This window comes from Methanocalculus sp. MC3, from assembly GCF_054767395.1.
Genome location: NZ_BAABMP010000001.1, coordinates 179,352 through 191,185, shown reverse-complemented (window position 1 = coordinate 191,185; position 11,834 = coordinate 179,352). Strand labels below are relative to the sequence as shown.

The 11,834-nt window shown below is 56.2% G+C and carries 11 protein-coding genes; 2 read left to right on the top strand and 9 right to left on the bottom strand.

Features of this window, described 5'->3' with window-relative positions; all coding sequences use genetic code 11:
• Nucleotides 1-25 precede the first annotated feature (25 nt).
• The gene (locus tag ACYUBO_RS00935; RefSeq protein ID WP_460371668.1) at nt 26-973 is read left to right on the top strand and encodes a DNA adenine methylase; all 948 of its coding nucleotides are present in this window, start codon (nt 26-28) and stop codon (nt 971-973) included.
• Between the two features lie 125 nt (nt 974-1,098).
• On the opposite strand, the gene ACYUBO_RS00930 is transcribed toward ACYUBO_RS00935, so the two are convergent.
• Genes ACYUBO_RS00930 through ACYUBO_RS00890 form a run of 9 tightly spaced genes read right to left on the bottom strand, consistent with a single transcriptional unit; the run spans nt 1,099 to nt 10,736 of the window.
• On the bottom strand, nt 1,099-1,746 hold the full coding sequence (locus ACYUBO_RS00930) for a V-type ATP synthase subunit D (protein ID WP_460371666.1): 648 nt from the start codon (nt 1,744-1,746) through the stop codon (nt 1,099-1,101).
• Entirely contained in the window at nt 1,743-3,128 is a 1,386-nt protein-coding gene (locus ACYUBO_RS00925) for a V-type ATP synthase subunit B (RefSeq protein ID WP_460371664.1), read from the bottom strand. Before ACYUBO_RS00925 ends, ACYUBO_RS00930 begins: the two co-directional genes overlap by 4 nt.
• Nucleotides 3,128-4,882, bottom strand: a complete 1,755-nt coding sequence (locus ACYUBO_RS00920; protein ID WP_460371662.1) for a V-type ATP synthase subunit A — start codon at nt 4,880-4,882, stop codon at nt 3,128-3,130. Before ACYUBO_RS00920 ends, ACYUBO_RS00925 begins: the two co-directional genes overlap by 1 nt.
• A gap of 4 nt (nt 4,883-4,886) precedes the next feature.
• A complete protein-coding gene (locus tag ACYUBO_RS00915; RefSeq protein ID WP_460371661.1) occupies nt 4,887-5,204 on the bottom strand; it encodes a V-type ATP synthase subunit F in 318 nt (105 codons plus the stop codon).
• Entirely contained in the window at nt 5,201-6,388 is a 1,188-nt protein-coding gene (locus ACYUBO_RS00910; RefSeq protein WP_460371660.1) for a V-type ATPase subunit, read from the bottom strand. Before ACYUBO_RS00910 ends, ACYUBO_RS00915 begins: the two co-directional genes overlap by 4 nt.
• On the bottom strand, nt 6,378-6,989 hold the full coding sequence (locus tag ACYUBO_RS00905; protein ID WP_460371658.1) for a V-type ATP synthase subunit E: 612 nt from the start codon (nt 6,987-6,989) through the stop codon (nt 6,378-6,380). Before ACYUBO_RS00905 ends, ACYUBO_RS00910 begins: the two co-directional genes overlap by 11 nt.
• Nucleotides 6,990-8,444, bottom strand: a complete 1,455-nt coding sequence (locus ACYUBO_RS00900) for an ATP synthase subunit C-like protein (protein WP_460371656.1) — start codon at nt 8,442-8,444, stop codon at nt 6,990-6,992. It lies immediately after the preceding gene.
• The gene (locus tag ACYUBO_RS00895) at nt 8,441-10,420 is read right to left on the bottom strand and encodes a V-type ATP synthase subunit I (protein ID WP_460371654.1); all 1,980 of its coding nucleotides are present in this window, start codon (nt 10,418-10,420) and stop codon (nt 8,441-8,443) included. The genes ACYUBO_RS00900 and ACYUBO_RS00895 overlap by 4 nt, the downstream gene beginning before the upstream one ends.
• The gene (locus ACYUBO_RS00890) at nt 10,404-10,736 is read right to left on the bottom strand and encodes an ATP synthase subunit B family protein (RefSeq protein WP_460371652.1); all 333 of its coding nucleotides are present in this window, start codon (nt 10,734-10,736) and stop codon (nt 10,404-10,406) included. Before ACYUBO_RS00890 ends, ACYUBO_RS00895 begins: the two co-directional genes overlap by 17 nt.
• 116 nt (nt 10,737-10,852) lie before the next feature.
• Here ACYUBO_RS00890 and ACYUBO_RS00885 point away from each other — a divergent pair, with 116 nt between their 5' ends.
• The gene (locus ACYUBO_RS00885) at nt 10,853-11,809 is read left to right on the top strand and encodes a glucokinase (protein ID WP_300331170.1); all 957 of its coding nucleotides are present in this window, start codon (nt 10,853-10,855) and stop codon (nt 11,807-11,809) included.
• Nucleotides 11,810-11,834 lie beyond the last annotated feature (25 nt).

Genomic DNA, 11,834 nt, shown 5'->3' with positions numbered 1-11,834 from the left:
CAGCCACCAAGGAGATACACAACCAATGCCCAGACCAAAACGAACCCCCGGACAGGCGCACCCGTTTCTCAAATGGGCGGGCGGCAAGACACAGCTTCTGCCCGAACTCATCTCCCGCCTCCCGCCAGGGATCGCCACAGGAGAGATCACCAGGTATGTCGAGCCTTTCATCGGCGGGGGGGCGCTCTTCTTTGCCCTGCACGAACAGCACACCATACAAGAGTCATATCTCTACGACATCAACTGCGAACTCATCCTCTGCTATTCTGTCATTCAGAAGGATGCAGAGGCACTGATCGAAAGACTCGAAGAACTGAAATCTGAATATTACACGCATGATGAAGAGGGAAGAAAAGCACTTTTTTATGAGATCAGGGAGAGCTTCAACAGGCAGCTCACCAGCATCTCCTTTTCCGAATACAACCCGGACTGGATCACTCGTGCTGCATGGATTATCTTTTTAAACCGCACCTGCTTCAACGGGCTCTTCCGGGTGAACCGGAGTGGCGGATTCAATGTTCCCTTTGGAAAGTACAAAAACCCCGATATCCTGAATGCAGAGAACCTGCGGAATGTCGCAAAACTCCTTGTGGACACCAGAATCAGGCAGGGAGACTTCACCAGCTGCCGGGATGTCGTGGATGAGAAGACCTTTGTCTATTTTGATCCCCCCTACCGCCCGCTCAACGAGAAGACTGCCGTATTCACCTCATATGCAAAGGATGGATTTGGCGAAGACGACCAGGTACGGCTCGCCGACTTCATCCGGGAGCTTGATGCAAAGGGAGCAAAAGTCATGCTCTCGAACTCAGATCCCAAAAATACCGATCCCGATGACTGCTTCTTTGATGATCTCTATTCAGGCTTCACCATCGAACGGGTACCTGCAACACGGATGATCAATTCAAATGGTGCTGGAAGGGGCGCAATCAATGAGCTGATCATCACGAATTATCCGGTTTCAAAGAATTGAACAGCAGAGTGAAGATTCGGATCAGATCACCCCAATCACAATCAATATCAATACAATCCCCCCGATTGCAACCGTCAGCACCCCTGCAACCCCAAGCACCAGGTACAGGAGCGGCAGGTAATCATTCACCATCGCCGCTCCTCCCCCCGTGCCTTGGTCCGCTTCCTCCTGAAGAGATCCTCCCGCTCCATCTCCTCAAGATAATCCGATATATATGCAATGACTCTTTTCAGCTGCGGGATCATGATCGAATCAAGTGCATTTGCCCGCCGCCGGACCGAGGTGATCCGGGACGAGAGGCGGAGGAGGGCGCCTTCCACCTCGGCGAGATGAATGGCGGCGGCAACTGCCTCTTCAGCAAGATCAGAGGACAAATCCAGCCTGCCTGTCGCTGCCGAGAAGCCGTATCCGGGGACACGCCCTTCCCTGAGGGGCTCCGGAATATCGAACCGGGGAACACCCACCCCCATGATACCCATCTCAATTGCCGGAATATCGGGGATGGTCCGCTCCACTGCTGCACAGCTCTCAACTTCACGGTGTGTCGCTGCCATCTCTGCTGCAAAGAGGGCCGGATATGCCGCTGCAAACGCCTCCTCCATTTTCCTCCTCAGCTCATCCCGGCGTTTTGAGAGGGAGAAGAACTCCATCACCATCGCATCAAGCTTCTCCCTGAGGAGTTCATGCCCCTTCTCTGCGATCACCAGCCTTTTTCTGGACTTCAGCAGCTCGATTCGTGTCGGGCGTGTGCCGGGGGGGAGCCTCCTGCTCACCCGGTGCCACCCCGGTAATAGTCGTCAATATACTTCGGATCGATCCGCTTCAGCTCATCTTTTGGGAAGATCGAGAGGAGATCCCATGCCCGGTCAAGGGTTTCATCAAACGAACGCCCCTCATCCCGCTTCTGGCCGACAAACTCATGCTCGAACCGATCAAGGAAGGTCAGGTACAGGCGATCGACATCAGTAAGCCCTTCATCACCGATCACCGCCACAAGCCCGGCAAGCCGTCGCCCGCGGGCATAGGCGGCATAGAGCTGGCTTGAGACATTCGCATGATCCGCCCGAGTCCTCCCATCCCCGATTCCTCCCTGCATCAGCCGTGACAGGCAGGGGAGTACATCGATCGGCGGATAGATTCCCTTCCTGTGCAGTTCGCGTGAGAGGACGATCTGGCCCTCGGTGATATACCCGGTCAGATCAGGCACAGGATGGGTGATATCATCATCCGGCATCGAGAGGATCGGAAGCTGGGTGATCGAGCCGGGCCTGCCTTTCACCCTCCCTGCCCGTTCATAGAGGGACGCGAGATCCGTGTACATATATCCGGGATACCCTCGTCTGGCCGGTATCTCCTCGCGGGCAGCCGAGACCTCACGAAGTGCCTCGCAGTATGCGGTGATATCCTGCATCACCACCAGCACATGCATCCCGAGGTCAAATGCCAGGTATTCAGCAGCGGTGAGGGCAAGCCGGGGGGTGACGATCCGCTCGATCGCAGGGTCATCAGCCCTATTCAGAAAGATCACCGCATGTGCCCGTGCCCCGGTCTCTGAGAACTCCTCAATGAAGAAGCGGGCCTCTTCGTGGGTGATCCCCATCGCCGCGAAGACGACTGCAAACGATTCATCAGACCCTCGTACCCGTGCCTGCCGGGTGATCTGAGCAGCAAGGAGGCTGTGTGGCAGGCCTGATCCCGAGAAGACCGGGAGTTTCTGCCCCCGGACAAGCGTATTCATCCCATCGATTGCGGAGATCCCGGTTTCGATCGAATCCTGCGGGAATTCCCGTTTCGTCGGGTTGATTGCATAACCGGAGATCTCCATCTCCTTCTCAGGCACGACACTTCCTCCGCCATCGATCGGTTCGGCCGATCCCGAGAAGATCCTCCCGAGCATCTCTTTACTCACCGGCATCGTCATCGGCCTGCCGGTGAAACGGACAGCGGTGATATCGCAGTCAAGATCCCGGGTTCCTCCGAAGACCATCACAATCGCCATCCCTTTCCTCGACTCAAGAACCTGTCCTGTCCGGACTGTGCCATCGGGGAGGAGAACCTTCACCACCTCATTATACCCGGCATCATCGATCCCGGATACGGCAAGGATCGGCCCTGCAACCCTGACAACAGACTGGAACTCCCGGAGCGGCGGCATCAGTCCTCACCTCCGGGGAATGCAGTAGCCAATGCCTCAAGAGTCTCCGGATAGAATGTCACAAACTCCTCATGCGGCATCGGCCCCATCCGGGAGAGCCGGGAAGTCACCGGAAGCTGCTGAACCTCTGCCGAACTCATCCCCTCACCAACTGCCCGCTTTCCCAGCCGGTAATAGCGGTGAATCAGGGTCATCATCCGATACTGCTTATCGGGGGGGCAGAACGTATCGACCGGATCGAATGCGGACTGCACCAGAAACGACTCCCTCAGGATGGTAGCTACATTCAGCGTGAACTTGTCCTCTTCGGGGAGGAGATCGGGGCCGACCAGCTGGACAATCTCCTGGAGTTCGTTCTCTTTCTGGAGGAGGGCGAGGAGATCCGATCGCATCTCCCCCCATTTTTCCCCCCCATGACTCTCCCACCATGGAGCAACGAGATCCGAATAGAGGGAATAGCTGAGGAGCCAGTTCACTGCCGGGAAATGGCGCTGGTGAGCGAGATCGGCATCAAGCGCCCAGAAGACCCGGACGATACGGAGCGTGTTCTGGGTCACCGGCTCGGAGAAATCTCCACCCGGCGGCGAAACCGCCCCGATCACCGAGATCGAACCCTCTTCACCGGAGAGCGTCTTCACACGCCCCGCCCGTTCATAGAAGTCCGCAAGCCGGGAGCCGAGATAGGCAGGGTAGCCGTGTTCGCCAGGCATCTCTTCGAGGCGGCCGGAGATCTCCCGCATCGCCTCAGCCCACCGGGATGTCGAATCTGCCATCAGGGCAACAGAATACCCCATATCCCGGTAATATTCCGCTATCGTGATCCCGGTATAGACCGATGCCTCACGGGCTGCAACCGGCATATTCGAGGTATTCCCGATGAGAACCGTCCTCTTCATCAACGGCTCTTTTGTCTTTGGATCGACAAGAGCAGGGAACTGCCTGAGTACATCTGCCATCTCGTTCCCCCGCTCACCACAGCCGACATAGACGATGATATCGGCATCGCACCATTTGGCGAGCTGGTGCTGGACAACCGTCTTGCCGGCACCAAAAGGTCCTGGCACAGCGGCAGTCCCTCCCTGGACAATCGGGAAAAAGGAGTCGATCACCCTCTGGCCCGTGATCAGGGGGCGGATCGCAGGAAGCTTCGATTGTATCGGCCGGGGCACCCGAACCGGCCATCGCTGGAGCATTGTGATCTCCTTCTCTGTGCCGGTTGCATCCCTGAGCCAGAGGATCGTCTCATTAACGGTATATTCGCCTTCCGATGCGATCCGCTCCACCGTCCCCGAAAGATCAGGTGCGAGAAGAATAGTGTGAAGAATCTGGTTTGTCTCAGGAACCGACCCGATCACCGCACCGCCCGGGATTGTATCCCCCTCTGAAAGGGAGGGAGTGAAATGGAACCTCTTTTCACGCGATAGCGCCGGAGCAGATACCCCACGGACGATAAAATCACCGGAGATCTCACCAAGCTCTGTCAGGGGCCGCTGGATACCATCATAGATCATCTCAAGAAGGCCGGGTCCAAGCTCCACCGAGAGCGGCATCTTTGATCGCCTGACCGGCTCACCGGGGGTGATGCCGGTGGTATCCTCGTAGACCTGGATGGTTGCGGTATCGTTATGCAGCCCGATTATCTCGCCGATGAGACCATCCTCGCCGACAAAGACGACCTCGTACATCTGTGCTCCACGCATCCGGTCAGCCTCGACAACCGGTCCTGTAATCCGAATTATACTGCTCTCTGTCATCCAATCACCCCGGTATCCCCCGGCCGGCAACACGCCTGATCGCCTCGGTTATGGCATCATCCCCTTTTACCGGACCCTGTGGACCCGGTATTTCTACAACAACCGGATAGACCCGGTGCGACCGCCCATGCTCGTCAAGAAGCGGGATGAGCGGCCGTGCATACCGATCCTGTATAAGGACGATACCGACTGATTCATCCATAAGAAGCTCTTTCAGTGCGGCTTCGGCAGAGGTATCATCCTCACACCGGATCGTCTCTGCAACACCGCCGAGCCGGCAGAGGAGCATGACTGTACGATCACCAACTGCCACGATCCTCATCTCATACTCACCTCCACCACCATCTGTGCCCTGATCGTCCCGGCAGGCACATGATACAGAATTCCGGCAGCAGCCGCCCGTAGGTTTTCGCACTCGATGCCAAGCGCCATCAGGTACCGGAGGATGGGGCCGCTCCCGAGATGGTACTGGCTGCTCGCCATCCTGCCAATATCAAGCAGACACCGTGACAGGCTCACCTCAATTATACCCGGATCCCTGCTCTTCTTCACCTGCTCAATGAAAGGCTCGATATAGGAAATATACATCGTCTCCCTGATCTGCGAGACAAGCTCCACAAGATCAGCAGATCGTGCCAGGTTTCTGAGCATATCATCTGAGATCTCAAAGCCTCCCCTTTGGATGAGGAAGGGTTCAATTGCTGCTGCATCTGCACCATACAGCAGTCCGCGTATAAGAATCCTGAGATTCTCGCAGTCTATCATTCGTCCCGCCATCAGGACTGCCGGTTCATACTGGGATTCGTCCATCCCACGGGCGGTCATCATCAGAGAACGGTAGCTCTCAGAGAAGAGCGCCGATTCGAATGCAGCATATCCTTCCTGTTCGCCAACTGCCTTCCAGATATCCCGTATGCGGGGGAAGACTCCAGACCGGTCAAGCCGCTGAACCGCCTCTTCAACAGATCCGGAGTGGGCGGCTTTCCTTATCGCTGAGCTGGAGAATGCCCCGATTGGAACCGCCCTCTTCTCAATCAGATCCCCCGGAAGACCACCGCTAATCCCCCTCAGGACAGAGGCAACCTCCTCTGCCAGATAGACCTGGATATATCCGAGGATCAATGAATGAATCGCATCCGGGACAGATACGGCAAGGTTGCCAAGCAGGGTATAATGGTAGTGCCGGATCAGCCGTTCGGTATCATCCGGACCCATCCCTTCGCGGTACTCGATTATGTGGCCGGACCGCGCCGCCCGTTCAAAGAGATCGAGGAGATCTGAGGCATCCGAGAGGGTATCTGCACCATCTGCCGTCACAAGCGGGTTGCCCATCGCCCTGACCCTTGCAGAGGGATAGGCAAACGAGGCGATACTCAGGATAATCCGGAACCATCCCGCAGAGACTGCCACAAAGATTGCAATAAAAAATGCAATGGCAAAAGCAATCAGAATCAGCCCTGATCCTTCTCCGGTGAAGAGTTCTGAGATGATCAGATCAATATCCATCTCCTTCACCTCCATAGAGGATTCCGGATACCTGCTGTGTCAGGCTATCCCTCATCTGATCCAGCCGTGTTGCGAAGGTCTGATCGCACCTGATGGGAGTATCCGCGGAGATGACGATCACCCCGCCTGACTGGATCTGCGGATCATGGAGAGGGAGGGATCGGATCGCAACCCCGTCAAGTCCTTCTGCTGCATCTTCAACCGCTTTTTTATCAGCAGCACGGCAAAGGATAACAATCTCTCCTCCCCCGACAATCTCCCTCCCTTCAATGATGAGGGAATGGAGGATACCCGGGTACTCCGGCTTTAAAGGAATATCTGCCAGCTCTTCTTCAGCAGCAACAAATACCTCCCGGATCCCCTGCCATCTTGCATCCCTGAGTGCTTTCATCTCATCGTACTCTGCCTGGAGGAGGACTTTTCGTTCTGCCCGGAGGGCTTTGCGTTTACCTTCAAGGAGGATCCGTTCCCGTTCCCGTTCGACTCTCAGGCGGGCAGCTTCCCGAATCGCAGTACACTCTTCTTCTGCCTTCTGCCTGATCCTCGCAATCTCCTCTTCGGTCTCTGCTACAATCAAGGAGATGATCGTCTCAAGCCCCATTCAGAGACCTCCGAAGAGCCCGATCCCAAACATGATCAGAATCGCAACCAGCAGGCCGAAGATTGCAAACGTCTCTGCCATCACCGCGAAGACGAGGCTCTGCCCCATCGCTTCAGGCCGCCGTGCAACCGCACCGATCCCGGCAGCGGCAGTCATTCCCTGTCCGATAGCAGAGAGTCCGGCAAGGCCGACAGCAAATCCTGACCCGATACAGGCAAGGCCCGCGGCCGCTGTTGCCGTCACATCACGGGTGATGATCCCGGTGAATGCCATGATCAGGATAGCAACCAGCAACCCATAGATCGCCTGCGTCTCCGGGATAACCGAGAAGACGAGCCCCTTCCCAAACATCTCCTCCCTCTCGGATGTGGTCGCGATCCCAGCAGATGCAGCAATTCCCTGACCGATGGCGGAGATTGCGGCAAAGCCGACCGCAATCCCACAGGCGATCGAAGCAAAACCGGCGGCAAGTGTGGGAACGATATCCCTTGTGATCATCCCGGTGAACGCCATGATAAGGATCGCAACCAGTAACCCATAGATCGCCTGGGTCTCGGGGATCACCGAGAAGACAAGGGAGCGGCCAAATGATTCCGGTTTCTCAGCGGTTGCAGCAGCTCCGGCAGCAGCAGCAATGCCCTGTCCGATAGCAGAGAGTGCCGCAAGGCCGATCGCAAATCCGCACCCGATTGCGGCAATTCCAATTGAAATATCCGAGATCGGGCCGCCTGCAATCATCCCGGTAAACGCCATGATAAGGATCGCAACCAGCAATCCATAGATCGCCTGTGTCTCGGGGATCACCGAAAAGACGAGGGCACGCCCAAAAGCACCTTCATGCTCAGCAGAAGAGGCAGAGCCGGCAGCAGCAGCAATACCCTGCCCGATGGCAGAGAGACCCGCAAGACCAACCGCAAGGCCGCAGCCGATCGCGGCAAGCCCGGTCGCCATCGTCGCAACCGCATCACCCGCCAGGATTCCTGAGAATGCCATGATCAGGATCGCAACCAGTAACCCATAGATAGCCTGCGTCTCAGGGATCACAGAGAAGACAAGGGATCTCCCCATAGCCGTATCATCCTCAGAACTTGTAGCAATCCCGGCAGATGCAGCAATACCCTGCCCGATGGCAGAGAGGCCGGCAAGACCAACCGCTAATCCGGCACCAAGAGCGGCAAGCCCCATCGGGGTGGATACCGGGTCCCCGACACCGCCGATCACCCCGGTCGAGAGGAGGATCAAAACAGCAACCAGAAGGCCGTACATCCCCTGTGTCTGGGGAACAGCCTGAAATACGAGTGCCTGCCCGAACTTCTCGGGCTTGATGGCAATCACTCCGGCACCGGTGGCGCCGGCAATACCGACACCCATGCCGGATCCGATGGCAGACAGTCCTACCGCGAGCCCGGCACCGGTGACTGCCAGAATAAATCCGGGTGTTAGTTCAGGTATCATGGTTCATCCTCCGGAAGAATGGTCTTCCTACGATCCGTTGCAAATGGCTGGAAGAGGCGGCCGCCTCCTTCATAAAAGTGGCCAAAGAACTCGACATACTGGAGCCGAAGGGCATGGATAAATCCGCCCAGGGACTGGAGCAGGAAGTTTGCCAGATGGCCGCCGACTGCAAACAGTACCGCAACGATGGCGAGATACGGGTGGACAGATCCGATCATCTCCGAGAGTATATTCACGGTCATCGCAATCCCGGCAGTTGCGAGTGCAAGCGCAAGAATCCTTGTATAACTGAGCCAGTCCCCAAGGAACCCCGTGATGCTGAAGAACCCAAGAGGCCCTTCGAAGGTGAGGATCAGGGCAGCGGCTGCTGCTGCTCCTGCTCCCGATACAAAAAGAAGGGGAAGTGGAATCTCCGCCCATCCGAAGAATGCGAAGAGAAGAACTGCCGCACAGGGCTGGAGTATGAACCAGACCCCCTGTTCTTTGAGCATCTTCCTGAGTTCACCCGCTTTGATATTGCTGTATGCAGCGATTCCAAGGCCCATGTTCAGGTGAAAAATCCCAAAGAGAAGGGCGGCGGTGAGGATGGTGATTGGATCCATCAGGGGATCGATTAATACGAAGGGCGGGGATATGCCGAAGAATCTCGGGAGGAGATCCCCAAAGAAGCCCCCCTGTACGATACCGAAGAGAATGCCGGAGATACCGCAGGCAAAAAGGATAAACGAGAAGTCACGGGTTGACCCCGGGTACCGTGCAGGGCCTGCAAGGAGGGCTGCTGCAACCAATGCAAGCAGCAGCCCGTAGCCCGCATCCCCAAGCATCACCCCGAAGGTGATGACGAGGACCGGAGCAATAAAAAACGTCGGATCCACCTCACGGTACCGGGGCGGGGCAAATGTCGTGGTGAGTGACCTAAACGGCGAGAGCCAGCGTGGATGATTGTATGCAACAGGAACAGCGGCATCCCCGTCCTTCCCCGGAACAGCACGGTAGATCATGGTGCCACCTGCATGAAGATCCCCGATCTTCTCAAGGAGAGGGAGATCATGGCTTTTAATCCAGCCTGAATAAAGCCTGAGATCGCGGGTTGAGCCGGTGAGGGCGGCGGCATCAACTGCATCCCGTGCAATTCCGAGGTCCTCTGCAAGCCCGGCAAGCAGTTGAAGGTATTCTGAGCTTTTCTCCCGCAGGCAATTCTGTATCTCTTCATCTTCCTGATGGAGAGCATCCTTCTCTTTCCGGATATGTTCAAGCGCCTCAGGAACAGAACTCCCATGTTCGCCGAAGGTAAAATCCGCAAAACCCCTTGAACGGAGGAGTGCATCAACTCTTTCGGCAACACGTGAATGCGCAAGGACGACTGCGATCATCCCCTCTTCCTCCAGCCTGCATGCAGAGTGCGCAATTGCCTCTGATATTCCCTCTTCCTCAAAAAGTGCGTTTAAATCCTCGCATTCACCGGTTGGAATGAGCCCTGCCCTGATGGTGATGAAACGGGATGGCTCACGCGGAGGGAGGGCCTCTCCAACGCACCGAAAGAGGAGAAGATGCTCTTCATCTTCATCAAGGCGTGCGAAACGCTCATGGATAGCTGAACGGCGAACCCGGCAGGAGAGGATCTCCGAGATCACCGGGTTATACCTGTCCACCACCTTCAGCAGTGAGGCGGGATCAGATCGCTCTGCCGGAACCGGGGATTTCCGATCCGGGAAGAAGAAACCGGTGATCCTTCCCTGCTCTTCCCTGTGATCATGGAGCGCCTCCACAGCACGCTCGGTCCGGGCCTGGGCAGCTGCGAGTGCCTGCCGGATCTCATCCCTTTGCACCGGTGAGATAAGGTGGAGGAGGTGCTCGTCACCGGTGATCGGAGTCAGTTCAAGAATCCCCTCTTCATGGAGAGCTGAGAGGAACGGTGCTGCATACCGGCGATGGATCCCCACCGTCACCTTCTGCATCTCAGCCGGATAGAACATCCTCCCCTCCGGTGACTGCGGCTATGATTGCAGAAACCGCACTATCCTTTCGTGAGGCAGCAGCAGACATAATCTCTTCAACACGCCGATCCGTTTCAGAAGCGATTTCTCGGGCTTTTCCCTCAGAATCCTGTATTACACGGTTAACGGTTTCTTCGGCCTCTGCTGAAGCCTTCTTCAGTTCATCTTCGGTATATGCTGCCGCTTCTTTCCTGGCGGAACTGACTGCTTTCTCTGCCTCATCTTCAGCAGCCTTGATCCGTGAGATCGCCTCTTCCTCCACCTTCAGGACAGCCTCGATATCATGAACCGGCATGATTGTGTTTATAGATTGACCCCGTTATTAACCTACGCCCTCATAGTATTCTTTATCTGATCATAGAGAGGAGAGATGATATCCGGCACCAAATATGCCGGATCGGGGAAGAATCAATGCAGGGAATCCTGACAGCAGATATCGGCGGCACATACAGCAGGTTCGCCGGGTTCACTCTTGGTGATGATGGTACCATATCCCGGCTGAATGCTGTTTCGCTCACAACGAGCAGTTTCAGTTCATTTGACGATCTGATCGAAGAAGCCCTCATGTACGCAGCCCCGGCTTCGGGCTCTTCATGGGAGGCGATGGTGCTTGCGGTACCGGGATTGGTCAGGGATGGCGTGCCTGGAATCCTGCCCAATGTTCCTTGGCTGGCTGATATACGCACCCTCAAAACAAAGATGCCGGAGACAGAGATCCACCTGATCAATGATTTTGTTGCCCAGGCATATGCCTGCCTGCTGGAGACAGGGCTTGCGGGAGAGGTGATACAGGAAGGAAGATCCGGGGATGGCGGCGTCATTGCAGTTGTCGGCGCCGGAACCGGCCTTGGCCATTGTGCAATCAGAAAGGGAGCGGGCGATAGTATCTGTGTTATTCCTTCAGAGGCCGGCCATGCCGCCTTCCCCTTCTATAGAGGCGATGAGGCTCGTTTCATGGAGTATCTCATGGAGAGAACCGGAATAAAGCACCCGCATAACGATCTGGTGGTGAGTGGCCCCGGTCTCGCCCACCTGCATGCATGGCTGACCGGCGAGATGCTTCCTCCAAATCAGGTTGTCAGGAGAATAGGGCCTGATTCAGAGACAACAGAGTTTTTTGCCCGGTTCTATGCACGTGCATGCAAAAACTATGTGCTCAACACCCTCTCAACAGGCGGCCTCTTCATCACCGGCGGTGTTGCGATGAGAAATCCGTTCCTCGTGATGAACGATTCTTTCCGTGAGGAGTTCATCGATGCTCCGCATTACCAGGATATGCTCGAAACAATCCCCGTTTCCCTTGTTTGTGACGAAGATGTGGGGCTCCTCGGAGCAGTACGGTACGGCATGCTGAACCTCAGAGGATGAGCTGATCAGGAGGCTTTTTATTTTA